Source organism: Chryseobacterium sp. DT-167, assembly GCF_058310155.1.
Window position 1 is genome coordinate 40,687 of the sequence record NZ_JBZEEQ010000003.1, and the last position, 20,553, is coordinate 61,239.

Annotated in this window: 15 protein-coding genes and 1 CRISPR repeat array; of the genes, 8 read left to right on the forward strand and 7 right to left on the reverse strand. The window is 33.5% G+C overall.

All coding sequences use genetic code 11. The features are described from left to right. Positions 1-19: 19 nt before the first annotated feature. Both AC4FQ5_RS04935 and AC4FQ5_RS04940 read right to left on the reverse strand, forming a co-directional pair. Complete coding sequence (locus tag AC4FQ5_RS04935) at positions 20-265, reverse strand: hypothetical protein (protein ID WP_491141389.1); 246 nt, start codon at positions 263-265, stop codon at positions 20-22. 28 nt (positions 266-293) lie between these two features. Further along, positions 294-842: a GNAT family N-acetyltransferase gene (locus AC4FQ5_RS04940; protein ID WP_491141390.1), complete on the reverse strand. Its 549-nt coding sequence runs from the start codon at positions 840-842 to the stop codon at positions 294-296. A 191-nt stretch (positions 843-1,033) separates the two neighbouring features. Here AC4FQ5_RS04940 and AC4FQ5_RS04945 point away from each other — a divergent pair, with 191 nt between their 5' ends. The 3 genes from AC4FQ5_RS04945 (at position 1,034) to AC4FQ5_RS04955 (ending at position 3,456) form a co-directional block, all read left to right on the forward strand. After that, positions 1,034-1,210, forward strand: coding sequence for a histone H1 (locus AC4FQ5_RS04945; RefSeq protein ID WP_047446385.1), 177 nt, complete (start codon positions 1,034-1,036; stop codon positions 1,208-1,210). Positions 1,211-1,467: 257 nt separating this feature from the next. Further along, positions 1,468-2,616 (forward strand): hypothetical protein, encoded by a 1,149-nt coding sequence (locus AC4FQ5_RS04950; protein ID WP_491141391.1) that lies wholly within the window; start codon positions 1,468-1,470, stop codon positions 2,614-2,616. Between the two features lie 6 nt (positions 2,617-2,622). Then, positions 2,623-3,456, forward strand: a complete 834-nt coding sequence (locus AC4FQ5_RS04955; protein WP_491141392.1) for a GLPGLI family protein — start codon at positions 2,623-2,625, stop codon at positions 3,454-3,456. A 61-nt stretch (positions 3,457-3,517) separates the two neighbouring features. Here AC4FQ5_RS04955 and AC4FQ5_RS04960 read toward each other — a convergent pair whose 3' ends face one another. Together AC4FQ5_RS04960 and AC4FQ5_RS04965 are read right to left on the reverse strand one after the other, a co-directional pair. Then, positions 3,518-4,087, reverse strand: coding sequence for an RDD family protein (locus AC4FQ5_RS04960; protein ID WP_491141393.1), 570 nt, complete (start codon positions 4,085-4,087; stop codon positions 3,518-3,520). A gap of 149 nt (positions 4,088-4,236) precedes the next feature. Then, positions 4,237-6,360, reverse strand: coding sequence for a Tex family protein (locus AC4FQ5_RS04965; protein ID WP_491141394.1), 2,124 nt, complete (start codon positions 6,358-6,360; stop codon positions 4,237-4,239). Between the two features lie 307 nt (positions 6,361-6,667). Between AC4FQ5_RS04965 and cas9 the strand changes: the two genes are divergently transcribed. The 3 genes from cas9 to cas2 are packed head-to-tail and all read left to right on the forward strand — an operon-like array spanning position 6,668 to position 11,699. Next, positions 6,668-10,468, forward strand: coding sequence for a type II CRISPR RNA-guided endonuclease Cas9 (cas9, locus tag AC4FQ5_RS04970; RefSeq protein ID WP_491141395.1), 3,801 nt, complete (start codon positions 6,668-6,670; stop codon positions 10,466-10,468). A gap of 2 nt (positions 10,469-10,470) precedes the next feature. Next, positions 10,471-11,364 (forward strand): type II CRISPR-associated endonuclease Cas1, encoded by an 894-nt coding sequence (gene cas1, locus AC4FQ5_RS04975; RefSeq protein ID WP_491141396.1) that lies wholly within the window; start codon positions 10,471-10,473, stop codon positions 11,362-11,364. Next, positions 11,361-11,699 (forward strand): CRISPR-associated endonuclease Cas2, encoded by a 339-nt coding sequence (cas2, locus tag AC4FQ5_RS04980; RefSeq protein ID WP_034678328.1) that lies wholly within the window; start codon positions 11,361-11,363, stop codon positions 11,697-11,699. Before cas1 ends, cas2 begins: the two co-directional genes overlap by 4 nt. Positions 11,700-11,756: 57 nt before the next feature. Continuing rightward, positions 11,757-16,346: direct repeats of the CRISPR family, unit length 47 nt; unit sequence GCTGTGATCAATCACGAAGATAATAATTTTTGAAAGCAATTCACAAC. An 8-nt stretch (positions 16,347-16,354) separates the two neighbouring features. Here cas2 and AC4FQ5_RS04985 read toward each other — a convergent pair. Continuing rightward, positions 16,355-18,769 (reverse strand): hypothetical protein, encoded by a 2,415-nt coding sequence (locus AC4FQ5_RS04985; protein WP_491141397.1) that lies wholly within the window; start codon positions 18,767-18,769, stop codon positions 16,355-16,357. Between the two features lie 115 nt (positions 18,770-18,884). After that, a complete protein-coding gene (locus AC4FQ5_RS04990; RefSeq protein ID WP_491141398.1) occupies positions 18,885-19,313 on the reverse strand; it encodes a hypothetical protein in 429 nt (142 codons plus the stop codon). Positions 19,314-19,317: 4 nt separating this feature from the next. Between AC4FQ5_RS04990 and AC4FQ5_RS04995 the strand changes: the two genes are divergently transcribed. Next, positions 19,318-19,704 carry a type I restriction enzyme endonuclease domain-containing protein gene (locus AC4FQ5_RS04995; protein ID WP_491141839.1) on the forward strand — a complete coding sequence of 129 codons (387 nt, stop codon included), beginning with the start codon at positions 19,318-19,320 and terminating at the stop codon, positions 19,702-19,704. Between the two features lie 50 nt (positions 19,705-19,754). Here the strand turns inward: AC4FQ5_RS04995 and AC4FQ5_RS05000 are convergent, their stop codons facing one another. Then, positions 19,755-20,108, reverse strand: a complete 354-nt coding sequence (locus AC4FQ5_RS05000) for a hypothetical protein (protein WP_491141399.1) — start codon at positions 20,106-20,108, stop codon at positions 19,755-19,757. Positions 20,109-20,222: 114 nt separating this feature from the next. On the opposite strand from AC4FQ5_RS05000, the gene AC4FQ5_RS05005 reads away from it, so the two are divergent. After that, positions 20,223-20,483 carry a DUF1294 domain-containing protein gene (locus AC4FQ5_RS05005; RefSeq protein WP_491141841.1) on the forward strand — a complete coding sequence of 87 codons (261 nt, stop codon included), beginning with the start codon at positions 20,223-20,225 and terminating at the stop codon, positions 20,481-20,483. The last annotated feature ends 70 nt before the right edge of the window (positions 20,484-20,553 follow it).

The window sequence follows — 20,553 nt, forward strand, 5'->3', positions numbered from 1 at the left end:
AAAGTATTTTTGTTTGATCTCAGCGATCAGTTATTGCAAAATATATGACATACAACCAACCCAAAATACCGTGAATGATTGCCCATAATAAAGATTTGTTCCTGTCCCAGGAAGTAACGACTGCAATCACAGAACCGAGACTGATTCCTGTCTGTGTAACAGTGTTTGTAACTTTGTTGGCTGTTTCAGGATCTGAAGTGTTTTGTGCGGCGATGATAGAAAACGCAAGTACTACAAAAGTGAAGGTGAAGATTTTTTTTGTCATAAATTTTAAGTTATTGTTTCTGATAGTTTTATTTTAGCCTGTTTTTTTCAAATTCTGTCTGAGAAATCGAGTACATTTCCATTTCCTTATCATTGTAAATTATAGTTTTATTTAAAGTCATTCCGTTTTTTAATGCAACTCTTTTTGAGTTTTCATTTTCAGGAAAAATCATTGATATCAGGCGGTCATGAAATCTGTTATCAAAAGCAAATTCTTTACATTTTCTGGCGCTTTCACAGGCAAATCCTTTTTTTCTGAAGTCTGGAAGAATAGAATATGCAATTTCCAATTCAAACTGATTTTCAACTTCTCTTACTAGAAGTCCACACTGACCAATCATCTGCTCTGTCTCTTTGCAAATCAATACATTTTGTCCGCCAAGGTTATTTTTATAACGATCAAATGTCCATTCAAACCATTTTTCACAACATTCTTCCGGAGATGAAAATTCAGACATTCCAAGAAGTCTTAATGTTTCCTGATCTTTAAATAGATGAACCCATGTTTCAAAATCTGAAGATTCAAGTTTTCGAAACCTCAGTCTTTCGGTTTCCTGATCTGTTAAAAGGAATTTCATTAAATTTTTATTTAAATCTCAATTTAAGTTTAAATCACTCTCAAATTGAATTATCACTTTGGTTTTATAACACTGAAACCCAAAATTCCGGATTTTGTGTTAAATAATTCACATTTTGCAATAATTTTTTTCCCCAATGTTAGGCTGGAACCGTCTGAAAACATATATTTGCAGCCTAAATTTTTATAGACATGAAAGAACTTATTGAAAAAATCAACGCAGAATTCGAAGCGTTTGCAACTGAAGCAAACCAACAATCAGAGAAAGGAAACAAAGCAGCGGGTACAAGAGCTCGTAAGTCAGCTTTAGAATTGAGCAAATTGTTCAAAGAATTCAGAAAAGTTTCTGTAGAAGAATCTAAAAAATAAGACAGACTCAGCCGGCTTACTAAAGCCGGTTTTTTTACGCCTTATTTCGAGAGGACTTTTTCTTTAATACAAGTAATTCTTTCATAAATGGAAGATTTTTTTTGCTAAAATATTTGAAGATTTCAATTCTTATTCCCAAATTTTACGGCTTTTAGTTAAATATTGATAATTTACTATTAAATAACTCATTTCGTATTGAATTGTATCAGGTTTGAAATATATATTTGTCTCATTAATAAACATGATAACAAATTTATATGAAACGGATTTTTATTTTATTTCTCATTATTTCAACAACTCTTTCTGCACAAAAAATACAGATTGTCGATGCTGAAAATAATCAACCCATTGCCAATGCAAGAATTGTTTTATCTGATCAATTGTTGTATACCAATGAAGATGGTTTTGCGCCATTAGAAAGTTCTGCACAAAATTTCGAAGTTTCGGCTTCTGGCTTTCAGAAAGAAAATATTAGCAATTTTCAAAGTGTGGTGAGACTTAAACCTTATATGAGAGATATCGAAGAAGTGAAAATCATCAATGTTGATATTAAAAATCTTTTCGAAGATCTTCTTAAAAATTATCACAAGAGATATTACGACGATCCTTCCCTGTATGACATTACGTTTAAGTCTAAAGGATTTAATAATGATAAACTTTATTTTATGGTCATTGCTGAAGCCAAATTATGGAGCGAAAGCAATACGTACAATTACAAATATGGCTACAAAAAAGAGTATGATGAGATGCTGCAGATGCAGCTCAATAATGTAAAATATTACAAAAAAAATGAGTCTAAAAGTATCTTTAACACAAAAACTAAAGAAATTAATCATGAAGAAATAGGTAATTTCTTTTTTAACTTCGAGCTTAACAGAATCTTGGTCAATATGAGAATGAAGGGCTCTAAAAGCGTTGGAAGACTGTTATCTGAAGATGGTGACTTACAGCTGATTGGTGTCAAAATAAAATCTGAAAATGGTATTGAGATAGAAGGAGAAATCACGTACGATAAAAAAGACAAGGTGGTAACTTTATATGATCTTAACTATATCCAGGGTGGTTTTCCTCCTTACAGAAGAACAAATACCGATGGTAAAGAATTTGATTTTCAGGCAGGTAACGCAAATGTGACTTTCGATTTTTACAAGAAAGACGGGAAATATATTCAGGCATTGAAAAAAACTTCAGGAGAAAAATTTTTTGTAATGTATGATGGGAAAAAAGATGAGAAAAAATTCAGCACAGAAATTATCTACAACACGTTTGCAAAATCCAACAAGAAAGGATTAACTTCTAAAGTCGATCTCACCAAAAGCATTTGGGAAAATGTTCCGGTAAAGGAGGATAAGGAAAGTGCCGTTTTGTTGTCAAAGGAGGAACAGGAATTTATCAACCAGAAATAACAGACTATGAAAAAAATCCTTTTATCAGCATTTACTTTAGCTTCATTTGCATCAAATGCACAGACTCACCGTTTTATTTATGATGTAGAATACAAGAAAGATTCTACACAGAATATCACCACCAAAGAAAATTACCATTTGGATATTGAACCAAAGGAGGTTAAATATTATCCGCGAGATTTTTTTGTTGGAGACTCTTTGGTTGCCCATAATCTTGCGATTCCAAATGGAGCAAATTTTAATACTTCAAATATTCTTACGCACAAACCAGGAACTGATGATTATGAATATTATGATGTTTTAGAAAATATTATTTTAAAACTTCCATCAAAAAATAAGCAGAACTGGAAACTGACGGATGATAAAAAGAAAATAAAAGACCTTCATCTTCAGAAAGCCACCACCACTTGGGGCGGAAGAAACTGGGTTGCATGGTTTACTTCTGATATTCCTTTTCAGGAAGGTCCTTACAAGTTTCATGGTCTTCCGGGATTGATTGTCGAGCTTTATGATGACCAAAATAATTATAAATTTGAATTGGTGAAAACTCAGAAGCTGACAAAACCTTATGTCAACCAGTACATCAGTTACATGATCGAACAAAGTGTTCCGGTAAATGAAGAAAAATATACAGCCACAAAACTTAAATACTACGATTCTCCGATCAACACATTGAGAAACAATAGCGGCTCAACAAAAACCAATGAAGAATTCTACCTCAATGACGGAACAAAAGTCGGACAAAACAATTCCCGTGAAGTGAATGAGCGTTTAAGAGAATCTGTCAGAAAGTACAATAATCCGATTGAGCTGAATAAGGCGATAAAATATTCTTTGTAAAGTTTATTTAAGAATCCGTGAAAATCTGTTTGATTTGTGGTTGAATATTTCCGCACGAATGTTATAAATTTTTTTGTTTTAAAATATCTTGATCAAGCAGTTTTTTAATTTCCCAAAACTGATATTCTTTAACTACATGAGTTTTACATAATTTATTATTTAAGTGCATACTGAAATTCATATGCATTCCTTCAACTCTCAAAGAATCGTGGATTGATGGAGTATAATCTGTAAATACAGGAAAAAAATTAGCCAGACATAAAAGATTTCTCATAAAAGATTTAAAGAAATTGGGATCATTGCCAAAATCATCAATGACTCTAATTTTAAATATCTTCTTTCCTAACGTTGTTCCGAATAAGTTTTCAGATATTGTTCCCGAAATAATCACACACGGAATCGAGAAAAATAGTGAAAAAATAGCAGGTTCTTTAAAAATAAACAGAAATATTAAAAAGAAAGGAATCAGATCAATGATTTTTGCAAACAACCGGTCTCTCTCGTTGTTTATATAAATGGTTTTGTAAGGCAAATCATATTCAAATTCATTATAAATTCTTTTTCCCTCTTCATCAAATTGACGGGTCGGGCGATGAATGATCTTTTTTACTTTTAATTCTGATATTTTCAAGTGGCATTTTATTAAGCTTAAATATACAAAGAAAAATAAATGTAGTATTTGATTTGTGAAAATCTGTGCAATCTGCGGAATATATTTTCCCCATTGATTACACAGATTTTCACAATTTTTTGTGTATTCTGAATTTCTTATAAATTTAATTAAATTATCATACTCAACTGAATTCTTTTTCTCGCTTCATCCACTTCGGCCACTTTTACCTGAACGTGTTGATGAAGTTTCACCACTTCATTCACATCAGAAACAAAACCTTCTTTCAATTGCGAAATATGAACCAGTCCGCTTTCTTTGATGCCTAAATCGACGAAACACCCGAAAGCAGTAATATTATTAACTATCCCAGGGAGAATCATTCCTATTTTCAGGTTTTTAATGCTTTTTACGTTTGGATCAAACTCAAAAACTTTAGCAGCTTTTCTTGGATCTAAACCTGGTTTTTCGAGTTCTTTTAAAATATCTTTTATTCCTAAAATACCAATGGTTTCATTAATGTATTTTTCGGGATTGATTAATGCAATTTTCTCTTTATTGGCAATCAATTCATCGGTTTTTATTCCTAAATCTTTTGCCATTTTTTCAACAATTCCATACGCTTCGGGATGAACGGCAGAATTGTCTAATGGATTTTTAGCATTTATAATTCGGATAAATGCTGCAGCCTGTTGATAGGCTTTTTCTCCTAATCTTGGAACTTTTTTCAATTGCTTTCTGTCTTCAAAAGCACCGTTTTCAGCACGGTAATTCACAATATTTTCAGCCATTTTCTCGCCAATTCCGGAAACGTAGCTTAGCAGAGATTTACTTGCTGTATTTAAATTGATTCCGACAGAATTCACGCATTTCATTACCGTAGAATCCAGCTCGCTTTTCAATTGAGTCTGGTCTACATCATGTTGATATTGCCCGACACCAATGGATTTAGCATCAATTTTTACCAGTTCAGCCAACGGATCTGCCAATCTTCTCCCAATAGAAACGGCACCACGAACCGTCACATCATAACTTGGAAATTCATCCCTTGCAATTTTACTTGCCGAATACACCGAAGCTCCGGCTTCCGAAACTACAAAAACCTGCAAAGGCTTATCAAAAGCGATTTTTTTAATGAAAAATTCGGTTTCACGACTTGCCGTTCCGTTTCCGATGGAAATAGCCTGAATGTTATAAGCATTCACCATCGAACGGATCTTTTTCATCGCCATTCCGCTCTCGTTTTGAGGAGCATGAGGATATAGAGTTTCGTTGTGCAATAAGTCACCTTTTTCGTCTATGCAAACGACTTTGCAGCCACTTTTATAACCGGGATCGATTGCCAAAATTCTTTTTTCTCCCAAAGGCGGAGCGAGTAGTAGCTGGCTCAGGTTTTCAGAAAAGATTTCAATCGCCTTTTTATCTGCTTTTTCTTTGGCTTCCTGTAATGTTTCGTTTGAAATGGCGGGTTCAAGAAGTCTTTTATAAGAATCTTTGATGGCTAAAGCAATCTGCTCCGAACTTTCATTTCTTGATTTGATGATTGCATTTTCAATAAAATCAATAGCTTCCTCTTTATCAATTTCTATATTGGTTTTCACAAAACCTTCTGCTTCTGCTCTCAGCATTGCTAAAAGTCGGTGAGAAGGTGTTCTACCCAAACTTTCCTCCCATTCGAAATACTGTGAAAACTTTTGTGCTCCTTCCTCATCTTTTTTAGCTTTTACCACTTTTGAAGTGATGACGGCTTTGCGTTGAAAAAGTCGACGCAGATTTTTGCGGACGTACATATTTTCATTGATCCATTCTGCCATGATGTCTCTTGCACCTTGAAGTGCTTCCTCTTCCGATGAAACCTGATCGTTGAGGTATTTTGAAGCCAAATGTTGTAAGTCACCCGCTTTTTGGCTCATGATGATTTTGGCTAAAGGTTCTAAACCTTTCTCTTTGGCAGCATCAGCTTTTGTTTTTCTGCGTTTTTTGAAAGGCAGATACAGATCTTCCAGTTCCTGAATATCAAAACTTTCTTCGATCCTTTGTTTTAATTCAGATGTTAAAGCATTCTGTTCTTCAATTGATTTTAAAATACTCTCTTTACGTTTTACGATTTCTTCAAACTGTTTATTGAGTTTTGAAATCTGTTCGATCTGTATTTCGTCCAGATTTCCCGTCGCATCTTTTCGGTAACGCGAGATAAACGGAATCGTACAGTCTTCTGAAAGTAATTTTAAAGTAGCATTAATGCTTTTATCGGATATGTTGAGTGTGCTTTTTATAAAGTCAGTCGTATTCATGCGGCATTTTTGGAAGTGCTAAAATAAGATTTTAAAAAGAAAAAAGGCGAGTTGCCCCGCCTTGAATGTTTTGTTCATTAATATTTATTTATTTTAAAAGAATTCACCAAACATTTAGACATAAAAAATGCCCCGCAGATAGGCGAGGCGCTAAATGTTTTCACAACGGAATAATCCTTATTGTGAATTGCTTTTCAAAATTATTGATACAAATATAGATTAAAAATTTATTAGTTGATTTACGGGAAACCATAATTTGAATGATTTTTTTATTTCTATTTTTATAGATATTAAAAAACTAATTACGATGACAAAAAATATATTAGGACTTGACTTGGGAACTAACTCGATAGGATGGGCGTTAGTAGAAGTTGATGAAAACAATATTCCTATCCGCATTATTGCAATGGGTTCTCGAATAATTCCTTTATCAACCAGTGATAAAGAAGAATTTCAAAGAGGGTTATCAATCACAAAGAATCAAAACAGAACGGTTAGCCGAACTCAAAGAAAAGGATATGACAGAAAGCAATTAAAGAAAAGTGATTTAAAGAAAATTCTAAATAAATATAATATCTTCCCATCAGAAGAATTACTAAAGCTTCCAATGCTTGATTTGTGGAAGTTAAGAAGTGATTCAGCTAATCCTAATGAAAATGTTTCTGCTGAACAATTAGGGCGTATTTTATATATGCTTAATCAGAAAAGAGGTTATAAATCTGCAAGAAGCGAAGCCAATGCTGATAAAAAAGATACCGATTATGTTCAGGCCGTCAAAGGCCGTTATGCTCAGTTGAAAGACAGAAATCAAACTATTGGACAGTATTTTTATGAAGAATTATACAATGCAAACACAAACAATTCTTATTTCAGAATCAAAGAAGAAGTTTATCCGCGAGAAGCTTATACAGAAGAGTTTGACACCATTATCAATGCTCAAAAAAATAAACACGATTTTCTTACGGATGAAGTTATTCATCAATTAAGAAATGAGATTATTTATTTTCAAAGAAAACTAAAATCTCAAAAAGGGTTAGTCAGCATTTGTGAATTTGAAGGTTTTGAGAAAACTGTTTTCGATAAGGAAAAAAATAAAGATAAAGTGGTTTTTGTAGGACCGAAAGTTGCTCCGAAAACTTCTCCTTTGTTTCAGCTGTGTCGGATTTGGGAAGTTGTCAACACGATTAGTTTAAAAATAAAAAATCCAGAAGGAAGCAAATATAAATGGGGTGAGAAAACTCCCAATTTAAAGGAGAAAGAAATTTTAGCAGATTATTTATTTAAAAATGATAGTTTAAGTTTTACTAAGCTTCTTGAAATTTTAGACTTAAATAAAAATGATGTTTATGTGAATAAGCAAATCCTAAAAGGCATTAAAGGAAATGAAACTTATTCAATTCTTCATACGGTTTTAGGTGATAATGAACTTTTGAATTTTGATGTTTCCATTATTCCATCAAATCATACTTCAATGTTGGTCGATAAAAAGACTGGAGAAATTCTGGAAAAAAGAGCTGGTTTAGAGTTGGATGCTTCATTGGAGAAAGAGCCTTTGTATCAATTGTGGCACACCATTTATTCTCTAAAAGATTTGGATGAATGTAAAAATGCTTTAATCAAAAGGTTTGGTTTTGATGATGAAACTGCTGAAAAGTTATCTCACATTGATTTCAATAAACAGGCTTTCGGGAATAAATCAAACAAATCAATGAGGAAAATTCTACCTTTTTTGATGGAGGGTTATGATTATGCTCAATCCTGTAGTTTGGCTGGTTACAATCATTCTAACTCATTGACAAAGGATGAAAGAGAACAACAAATTACTTTAGATAGATTGGAACTTCTTTCTAAAAATAGTTTGAGACAACCTATTGTCGAGAAAATTTTGAACCAGATGATTAATGTGGTCAACGCAATCCTTGAACAATATGGAAAGCCTTCTGAAATTAGAGTTGAACTTGCACGAGAACTTAAGCAAAGTAAAGACGAACGAAATGATGCCGATTTACAAAATTCTAAAAATAAAAAACTCAATGAGGAAATTGGAAAACGATTGGCTGAATTGGGATTACCTGTAACAAAGCGGTATATTCAAAAATATAAATTCATTTTTCCATCGCTTAGCAAAAATCTGAAAGATGCTCACGTCAATAACCAATGTATTTATTGTGGTGAAACATTTAATCTCACTGAAGCTTTGAGCGGCGATGCGTATGATGTTGACCATATTGTTCCAAAAGCTTTGTTATTCGATGATTCTCAGACCAACAAAGTTTTGGTTCACAGGAAATGTAATTCTACAAAAACCAATCAAACTGCCTATGATTACATAGCTACAAAAGGCGATGAGCAAGTTAGAGTGTTTTCTGAAAGAGTAGATGACTGGTTTAAACGAGGAATTATATCTTATAGCAAAATGCAGAGGTTGAAAGTTTCGCATAAAGAATATTTGGAAAGAAAAAAGCTTGGAAAGGAAACAGAGACTGATAAAAAACTTTGGGAAAACTTTATCGACAGACAATTGAGAGATACTCAATATATTTCCCGAAAATCAAGAGAAATTCTACAGAAAGTATGCAATAATGTGACTACAACAGAGGGCGGAGTTACAGCAAAACTTCGTAATTTATGGGGCTGGGATGATGTTTTGATGAATCTCCAAATGTCTAAATACAAAGAATTAGGACAAACTGTAATCAAAGAATGGACAAGTGAACACGGAAAAAGAAAACATCAAAAAGAAGAAATCGAGAATTGGACAAAAAGGGATGACCACCGCCATCACGCCATTGATGCATTGGTAATTGCTTGCACAAAACAAGGATTTATTCAGCGTATCAATACTTTGAATTCGAGTGATACTAAAGATTTGATGATAAAAGAAGTTGAAGAAGCAAAAATCGAATTTAGTGAAAAGACAACGCTGCTAGAAAAATATTTAAAAACTGAAAAGCCGTTTACGACGGAACAAGTAATGAAAGAAGCTAATGAAGTTTTAGTTTCTTTTAAAGCTGGTAAAAAAGTGGCAACAATAACTAAATTTAAAGCTACAGGGAAAAATAAAGAAACAGGAGTTATTGTTCCGAGAGGAGCCTTACACGAACAGTCCGTTTATGGTAAAATAAAAGTGATTGAAAAAGATAAACCTTTAAAATACTTATTTGAAAATTCAGAGAAAATTATAAATCCTAAGATTAAAGTCTTGGTAGAAGAAAGACTTGCAGAAAATGAAAATAATTCTAAATTGTCTTTATCAACTTTAAAGAAAAACCCAATTTTTCTTAATGAAGAAAAAACAGAAATTCTGGAAAAATCATCTTGCTATAATGATGCAACCGTTTTGAAATATAAACTACAAAGTTTAAAAGCAAGTCAGGCTGATGATATTGTTGACGAAAGAGTGAAATTTTTAGTAAAAGAAAGATTGACTCAATTTAGAAATAAAGAAAAAGAAGCTTTCAAGGATACACTTTGGTTTAATGAAGAAAAGCAAATCCCAATTATTACAGTTCGGTTATTTGCCCGTCCGGATGCAAATAATTTACAGGCAATTAAAAAAGACGAAAATGGAAAGGATATCGGGTTTGTACTAACAGGAAACAATCATCATATCGCCATTTATGAAGATAAAGATAATAAGCTTGTTCAGCACAGTTGTACATTTTGGCATGCAGTAGAAAGAAAAAAATATAATGTTCCTGCTGTTATTAAAAATTCGTCAGATGTTTGGAATCAATTATTAGACAAAGAACTTCCAGAATCATTTTTGAATAAATTGCCTGCTGATAAGCTTAATTTAAAGTTCAGTATGCAGCAAAATGAAATGTTTATTTTGGGTTTATCACAAGAAGAATTTGAAAAAGCAATAAAAGATAATGATAAATCTTTATTGAGTAAACATCTGTACTTGGTTTGGAGTATTTCTGAAAATAATTATTGGTTTAGACATCATTTGGAGACTAAGAATTCTGATTTAAAGAAAACTGATGGAGTTAAGGAAAGTAAAAGACTTTATAATATTAGGAGTTTGGGCTCTTTATTTTCTTTAAACCCAATAAAAGTCAGGTTAAATCATTTAGGAGAAATTACTAAAATAGGAGAGTATTAGTTATGATCACCCGCTCCATCTACATCGGCAATCCTGCTTACCTCAAGCTCAAAGACGAGCAAATGTATATTATGGAACCTTCTTCCAATGAGATGAAAGGTAAAGTTCCGGTGGAGGATTTGGGATTGCTGATGTTGGACCATTTTCAAATTACTATTTCCCATCAGCTCATTCAGAAAATGATGGGAAATAATGTGGTCGTGGTCAGTTGCGATTCTCACCATTTACCCCACGGAATAATGTTGCCACTTTACGGGCACACTGAGCATTCCGACCGAATCAAAGATCAATTAGAAGCCAGTGAGCCTCTCAAAAAACAACTATGGAAACAAACCATCGAATGTAAAATCGAAAACCAGAAAGAAGTTTTAAGAAGATTAGGAAACTATTATGAACCGATGATTGGTTATCAAAACAATGTTAAAAGCGGAGATATTACCAATATGGAAGGTATCGCAGCACAACATTACTGGAAATACCTCATCAGTCTCGATTTCCTGAGACAGCGTTTTGGAGATTCGCCTAATCAGTTTTTTAATTTTGGTTATTCGGTTCTCAGAAGTATTGTTGCAAGAGCAATTGTTGAGACAGGATTGCTTCCAGTGCTCGGAATTTTCCATAAAAATAAATATAATCCGTACTGTCTTGCAGATGATTTGATGGAACCTTATCGCCCATTTGTTGATTTATTGGTGATGCAATGGATTGAGATAAACCGGGAAACAGAAGAATTGACTAAAGAATTTAAAGCTTATATCTTACAGATTGCGACTAAAGATGTAAAAATAGATGATAAAACCAGACCACTGTTGGTTGCTGTAAAAACAACTGCGACCTCACTCTATAAATGTTATACGGGAGAAAAACGTCTGATCTCTTATCCTGAACTGATATGAATGCCGAAAGGTTTAATGCATACCGAATTATGTGGGTTTTAGTATTATATGATTTGCCGACAGAAACTAAAGCCAATATGAAAGATGCCAACCGCTTTCGTAAATCTTTGTTGGATGATGGTTTTACCTTATTTCAGTTTTCGATGTATGTACGACATTGTCCGAGTCGAGAAAATGCTGAGGTTCATATTAAAAGAGTGAAATTTATGCTGCCTAAAGCAGGAAAAGTAGCCATAATGTGTATCACCGACAAACAATTTGGTGACATCGAAATATTCTTTGCCAGAAATAAAGAAGAACCACCACCGACCTTCCAGCAGCTCGAATTATTCTAAATTTTAAATCCTAAAAACGAAAACAATCTACTGAAAATCAGTAGATTGTTTTTTGAGGCTGTGATCAATCACGAAGATAATAATTTTTGAAAGCAATTCACAACATCGGCAGCGGTTTATTAACTGAACCTTTAGCTGTGATCAATCACGAAGATAATAATTTTTGAAAGCAATTCACAACTGTTCCTGTACTGTTTAGCTGCAGCATTGAGCTGTGATCAATCACGAAGATAATAATTTTTGAAAGCAATTCACAACCTTATTTAACCGGTGAAGTTGTAAATCTTGGCTGTGATCAATCACGAAGATAATAATTTTTGAAAGCAATTCACAACTTAATAGATTGGATTGTGTCACCATTTTCAGCTGTGATCAATCACGAAGATAATAATTTTTGAAAGCAATTCACAACTACCCTTATCATTAAAGATCGCGCAGCCGTGCTGTGATCAATCACGAAGATAATAATTTTTGAAAGCAATTCACAACCACGCACGCGACGAAGCCGCTAGAGAAGAAGCTGTGATCAATCACGAAGATAATAATTTTTGAAAGCAATTCACAACAAATTCATGTCCACTGAAATATTTGGGTTTGCTGTGATCAATCACGAAGATAATAATTTTTGAAAGCAATTCACAACAAACTTAAACAGCGAAGATACGGAATATAAGCTGTGATCAATCACGAAGATAATAATTTTTGAAAGCAATTCACAACTTCATCGCTTAGATTGTCAGTAACAGTAATGCTGTGATCAATCACGAAGATAATAATTTTTGAAAGCAATTCACAACGCTAATTTTTGCGCTGCCTTTTCTTCCTCGGCTGTGATCAATCACGAAGATAATAATTTTTGAAAGCAATTCACAACGCGCACGTCCTTACGAACGGCAAAGCCGTAGCTGTGATCAATCACGAAGATAATAATTTTTGAAAGCAATTCACAACGAAGAGTTTAATAAGCATGATTGCCGTTATGCTGTGATCAATCACGAAGATAATAATTTTTGAAAGCAATTCACAACCAAACAGGAAATGAAGTGAATAAACTATTTGCTGTGATCAATCACGAAGATAATAATTTTTGAAAGCAATTCACAACAAGCACGAACCTATTCGAAGGCTGAAGCGTGCTGTGATCAATCACGAAGATAATAATTTTTGAAAGCAATTCACAACTATAAGTCTGTATTAGCCAAAAGTTCTCTAGCTGTGATCAATCACGAAGATAATAATTTTTGAAAGCAATTCACAACATAATAAAATCATATTTTTCATTTCGAGTAGCTGTGATCAATCACGAAGATAATAATTTTTGAAAGCAATTCACAACGTTATGTAATTACTGATGAATCTGTTTCTAGCTGTGATCAATCACGAAGATAATAATTTTTGAAAGCAATTCACAACGGAACGAAGATGTTAGCGCACAAAGGTTTAGCTGTGATCAATCACGAAGATAATAATTTTTGAAAGCAATTCACAACGTGCCAACTACTTTTCCATCAAATAGAACAGCTGTGATCAATCACGAAGATAATAATTTTTGAAAGCAATTCACAACAAAGATGCTTTCATATCCAAAATTTACAGTGCTGTGATCAATCACGAAGATAATAATTTTTGAAAGCAATTCACAACCGATACTACCTCTTTACCTTTTCGGACTGCGCTGTGATCAATCACGAAGATAATAATTTTTGAAAGCAATTCACAACTGTACCGATGGAGTTCCGCTAAAAGCATTCGCTGTGATCAATCACGAAGATAATAATTTTTGAAAGCAATTCACAACGACATTGCGCCAATCATGGCAATAATTGCTGCTGTGATCAATCACGAAGATAATAATTTTTGAAAGCAATTCACAACTGGGCCCTGATAGCTTTTACAGAATAACCTGCTGTGATCAATCACGAAGATAATAATTTTTGAAAGCAATTCACAACGCTGTAATTCAAGGCGTTATAGATGAGTTTGCTGTGATCAATCACGAAGATAATAATTTTTGAAAGCAATTCACAACAGTGTGCAGATATGCAACTTGTTAAAGAAAGCTGTGATCAATCACGAAGATAATAATTTTTGAAAGCAATTCACAACTACATTCATCAAATTAATCCTTTTATTAATGCTGTGATCAATCACGAAGATAATAATTTTTGAAAGCAATTCACAACGATTTAATTTCGATCTGCTTTTCGTCGTTTGCTGTGATCAATCACGAAGATAATAATTTTTGAAAGCAATTCACAACTACACTAAATACATGCTTCAATCTTGGTTTGCTGTGATCAATCACGAAGATAATAATTTTTGAAAGCAATTCACAACACTGTAAAGAGTAGGGCGGTTAAAAATAGAGCTGTGATCAATCACGAAGATAATAATTTTTGAAAGCAATTCACAACGATTGAAGCAAGTTGGATTAATAGACTTTAGCTGTGATCAATCACGAAGATAATAATTTTTGAAAGCAATTCACAACGCTGTAATTCAAGGCGTTATAGATGAGTTTGCTGTGATCAATCACGAAGATAATAATTTTTGAAAGCAATTCACAACAGTGTGCAGATATGCAACTTGTTAAAGAAAGCTGTGATCAATCACGAAGATAATAATTTTTGAAAGCAATTCACAACTACATTCATCAAATTAATCCTTTTATTAATGCTGTGATCAATCACGAAGATAATAATTTTTGAAAGCAATTCACAACGATTTAATTTCGATCTGCTTTTCGTCGTTTGCTGTGATCAATCACGAAGATAATAATTTTTGAAAGCAATTCACAACTACACTAAATACATGCTTCAATCTTGGTTTGCTGTGATCAATCACGAAGATAATAATTTTTGAAAGCAATTCACAACACTGTAAAGAGTAGGGCGGTTAAAAATAGAGCTGTGATCAATCACGAAGATAATAATTTTTGAAAGCAATTCACAACGATTGAAGCAAGTTGGATTAATAGACTTTAGCTGTGATCAATCACGAAGATAATAATTTTTGAAAGCAATTCACAACGAGAGAAGGACTGGGGAAAAGAAAGGGTTTGCTGTGATCAATCACGAAGATAATAATTTTTGAAAGCAATTCACAACTAGTAAGGCTATACTTAGATTTCAGGATGCGCTGTGATCAATCACGAAGATAATAATTTTTGAAAGCAATTCACAACTAAAAGTACCAAGGTAATGGAGATGTTATTGCTGTGATCAATCACGAAGATAATAATTTTTGAAAGCAATTCACAACCAAGAAGACGCTCAGAAAGGAATGAAGCTTGCTGTGATCAATCACGAAGATAATAATTTTTGAAAGCAATTCACAACTAACGAAAACAAAATCTTTATTAAAGGGCGGCTGTGATCAATCACGAAGATAATAATTTTTGAAAGCAATTCACAACACTTGAATTAGAATTAAATAAAAGACTTCTGCTGTGATCAATCACGAAGATAATAATTTTTGAAAGCAATTCACAACTCTATTCACAGAATCATGGAAGAAATGCACGCTGTGATCAATCACGAAGATAATAATTTTTGAAAGCAATTCACAACTAATAAAGTTTTAAAGGCTGTGGATTTTTTGCTGTGATCAATCACGAAGATAATAATTTTTGAAAGCAATTCACAACGGTTCAACTGATATTGTTGGAGTAGCTGGGGCTGTGATCAATCACGAAGATAATAATTTTTGAAAGCAATTCACAACTACTGCATAGAAGATTGAGCATTCAAAAGAGCTGTGATCAATCACGAAGATAATAATTTTTGAAAGCAATTCACAACAACGATGCCTGGATGGAAGAGAATGTGAAAGCTGTGATCAATCACGAAGATAATAATTTTTGAAAGCAATTCACAACGGAAAATCAACTTTTAATTATTTAAAAACAGCTGTGATCAATCACGAAGATAATAATTTTTGAAAGCAATTCACAACATTTCCACCTGTTACATTCGCAGTAGACATGCTGTGATCAATCACGAAGATAATAATTTTTGAAAGCAATTCACAACTGGGAGCGCAATTGTTAACGCAGGAAGGTAGCTGTGATCAATCACGAAGATAATAATTTTTGAAAGCAATTCACAACTGATTTGATTTTTTAGTAAGTTTATTTTTTGCTGTGATCAATCACGAAGATAATAATTTTTGAAAGCAATTCACAACTATTCTTACAAATTAAAATATTATATTCTTGCTGTGATCAATCACGAAGATAATAATTTTTGAAAGCAATTCACAACAGAATTGACAATAACAAACTTATACAAACAGCTGTGATCAATCACGAAGATAATAATTTTTGAAAGCAATTCACAACGGAGAGGTTGTTTATTTGCTTTCAATTTCAGCTGTGATCAATCACGAAGATAATAATTTTTGAAAGCAATTCACAACTTTGCGAAGAAAGACGGTTTGTTCATGTCAGCTGTGATCAATCACGAAGATAATAATTTTTGAAAGCAATTCACAACGAAGCCCCTTCACGGCGAATCGCTGCGATAGCTGTGATCAATCACGAAGATAATAATTTTTGAAAGCAATTCACAACATAATTTCGTTTAATTCGGTCGGCATCGTTGCTGTGATCAATCACGAAGATAATAATTTTTGAAAGCAATTCACAACAGGAAAAATTAAGGAACTATCTTATCATAATATACAGGCAGATATTTTTCATTATCAGATCCCATAATAATAAATCGGAACTTTTTTGCAGTGTCGTTATTGTAGAAATCAATTGGGATTGGTGTAGTCTCATCTGCTTCCAGAGAAGAATTCCAATAGAGAACAGTGCGGTAATCATAACCTATTTTAGAAAGTTCAGAATTTCCGTAATCGGAATCAGGGTATTTTTCAGATGTATTATAGCCTTCCATTACAAAAAAGTTAAGGTCAGTCATGGTCAGCAAATTATTGGCACGAGCCGGAGCCTGAGTGTCGCCTCTTTTAGTATAGATAAGTACGGCTCCATTTCCGCCGCCGCTCATCCCGACAGTTCCGTCTTTAATTACTTTTATCATCGCAATGTTATCGGCTGATATTCCATTAAGAGAACCTGCATCCATTAACATTTCATCTAAATAAATATTGGCTTTTCCCTGACGAATGTAAGGAGTAGGAACTCCGTTTTCATAATTGATGGTCAACCCTGCAACACGACCCTGAAGCCACTGCAGAATATTTGGTGAACTTGCTGCAGACTGATTTTCATTGACAAAATCAAAAACAACTTCATTCATGCTGTTGTAAAGTGGGCTGCTGAGTTTTTTGTTGAGTTCCTGAGTGAGGTTTTTCTTTTTGGCTTTTAATTTTACTTCTTCAATTGTAGTAATCTTTTCGTTATATTCTTTTTTAGATCTTCTTGCTTCAATCGTTTTGGTCAGTTCAGCTGATTGTGAAATTTCTGAAGATGAATTTCTGTCAACAAGTTTGTATTTTTCTACTGCAGGTAATTCTTTCTTTAATGGGATAAAAGTATTGGCAGGATTAATGAAAATATTGGTTCTGCTTTTAAGAGCGGCATTGGCTCCGTTGATCTGATAGGTTATTTTAATTGGCTTTTCAAAAATCATATTATCAAAAAGAAATTCTCCATTGCTGTCTGTTTCTACCTCAAAAACTTGATTCCCAGATAAATCTCCATCCACAAACATAACAAGGTTTTGCTGTATGGCAGGTTTTGCATTGACGGTGACTCTTCCTTTGTAGGAGATGTATTTTGAAGATTGATTGATGATAGTAGGATATTTTCCTGAAATTATTTCTTTCCAGTCAAACATTTTCCATTGTTCGGAAATAAGAAGAGCATCAAGAGCATCTGTATTTCGTTTTTCACTAAAATATTGGGCAGGACGGTCTATTTTAGAGGTAATAACACTGCTTAACCATAATGAACTCAAAAGATTTTCATCCTGCAGTGTTTTTTTGTCTTCAGGATCAAACACTGCGACAGAATAATTTGGTACACCCTTAATAGCTTTTATGTCAAATGAATTAAACCCTCTTTTTTCAGTACTCAAAGTTTTAGCTTTTACTTCCGGTACAGATACGAGAAGGTTTTGAGGCATTACAAAACACATTCTGCTTACCAGAACATTTTCTTTATCATCAAAAACCGTAATCTGCAAAATGCTGTTGATCAGCTTATTGGTTGGGATAGACTGAAAAGCATCTTTTAGCTGATTAATTTTTGCTTTGTAAACAAGCTGATCTCCAATATTGGCAACGACAGTATAATAGGGAAAACTCTGTGCGGTATTCTGAATTTTATATCGTATGTTGTCTTTTTCGCTGATTACCTGAAGGCTGACTCCGGTTTCAGCAGCTTTTGGAAGGGGTACTGTATTTTGATGTCCGTTATTATCGCTAATGACAGCTTCATAGATTTTATCTTTTTCCGGGGTTAAAGTGAAAACTCCTACATTTCCGTCCAGTCCTTTGAAGGTAGAGATTTTCTTTTCAGGATTGTTTTTTTCAATGACATACCCTTCCCATTGTGAAGGAGGTGTTCCGATAGAATGAAGACGTACTGCAATTTTACTTGCAACTCCCTGTATAAAAGTATTTCCTTCGGGATGTACAGTTGCAGTCCACGAAGATGTCTTGTCTGGCACCAGTTTTTTGGGTGAATCAGGATTGTAAATGGGGATTTGCTTTAAATACTGAAAATCCTCATTCAGATTACTCATCATGGGAGTATAAGCCCGAAAAAAATAAACATCTTCACTCAGGTTCTCAGGAAGTTGAATGCTTCCCTGTACAGCACCATCAAAAATGGGAAAACGCCTCTTTAAAATCTGCTTTTTATTACGGTCATACATTTCAATAAAGAAATTTGTCGAGAGGTCAGATGTTGTAAAATTTCTGAAAACCATAGCGTTAAACCATACTGTTTCACCAGAAAGATAGAGATCTTTATCAGTGAGAAGGTAGATGTTTTCCTGAGAAAATTTTTCGTTTAAAGTTTGAAGTGCTTTGTCAGCGGATTGCTGTGAATAAGAATGGCTTGAAAAAGCCAGAAGAAAACAGAATAAAAGTATTCTTTTCATTGCCTAACTGCATTAATTATGTGCAAATTAGTAAAAAAAAAGAATACTTTTAAAATAATAAGAAATTTTATGATTTGAAAATATTTCTATTCTCAAGACTGTAAATAAATAGATTCTATTTTAAAATTTCATTGTAGTAGAGTGGAGTATCATCTTCTTCATCAAATCCGATGATAATTACTTTAAATTCTTTTGCACTATCATTGTTATAAAACTGTATGGTTGTAGGTTCTTTATCATCTTTTAGAAGATAGGGATTCCAGTAGAGTGTGCTTCGGGAATCTTTTGTAAGGCTTTGGGTCTCTATGCTTTCATAGATCTGATTATTAAAAGGTTCTTCTTTATCATAACCTTTTAAATTCATTTCTTTTAATGTTTTAGATTTAGTATCCGGAACAGACCCTGTGATTCCTCCACGGCGTGTATAGATTAGAATTGCTCCGTTTCCACCACCTGCACTTCCTGCAAAGAAACCTCTTACCACTTTGATCATTGCCACTTCAGGAACAGAAATCATAGAGATTTGAGAGCCGTCAATTCTCATTTCAATAGATTCTGCTCAAGTTATGAAAGAATTATCCGAAATAGCCAAAGAAATGAGGCTGGAAGGTGCAAAGTCAGAAGAATTGGGATTAAGCCCAGAAGAATACGCCTTCTATAGTGTTTTAAAAGATAATGATTCTACTATATTATTTTTAGACGATGAAAAAATGAAAGAATTAATTCATACTATTGTAGATGTTATCAGAAAAAATGCAACAGTTGATTGGAGCAAGCGTGATGATGTGAGAGCACAATTAGGGCTTACGGTAAAGAAAATTTTGAAGCGCTACGGTTATCTGCCAGATGTTGCTAAGATGGAAGCAGATGAGTTATTGCTCAAAGCGAGAGTTTGGCTGATATTTTTAGCAGAAATTAGAATAAAAAGCAATTAATGGTACAAACTTATAGTGGTTAAATTATTTAAATAATTATAACGTAACATTCAATTGAAAAACTCATTTGTATTAATCCTCACACAATATTCACTTCCAAGATACAAAGGATCACCATGCTTCTCAGACCAAAAACCATCCAGAATATCCTTGGTAAGACAACGGTAAACAGCAGTTCCTTTATACATTTTTTGGTCATCACCTTCGTAGCTGAAATTGATGACCAGAATCTGATCTTTATAAAAACCTGTTCCGTGCTGAATGTGATCACCGATAATCCATTGGGCTTTGATGCGGTTGTTTTCGTCTACATGTAAAGTCAGAAAACCATGATAGGTGCTGCTGTTTTCTTCCTGATTGTTTCCCTGTATCGAATAGTTTCCTGCAAGATCGTGTATGGTCATCGATATATTTTTTTGAGAACAAATGTAGAAACTTTTATTTTGCTGAAATCAGGATGAGGTGTTTTTTATACTATTTATTTTTGTTTTAGATTTGCCGTCATGTTGTATTTCTTTATGATCATCAATCTGATCACTTTCGCAACTTTTGCACTGGATAAGTGGAAAGCCACAAAATACAAAAAACGAATCTCAGAGTTTTCTTTATTGTCTCTGACTTTCGTTGGAGGTACAGCGGGAGCCATTTTGGGTATGTTTATTTTCAGACATAAAGTTTCCAAGAGAAGCTTTTTGTGGAAGTTTGGATTAATCATTTCTGTCCAGATCTTTTTAGTGCTATTTATTAAATTCATAGTATTGAATGTCAAAATGTGTTGAGACTTTAACATTTTTTAAAGGTATCTTGTCCTGTCACGGCATCATTTTTTCTTAGGTATTGGCATAACAC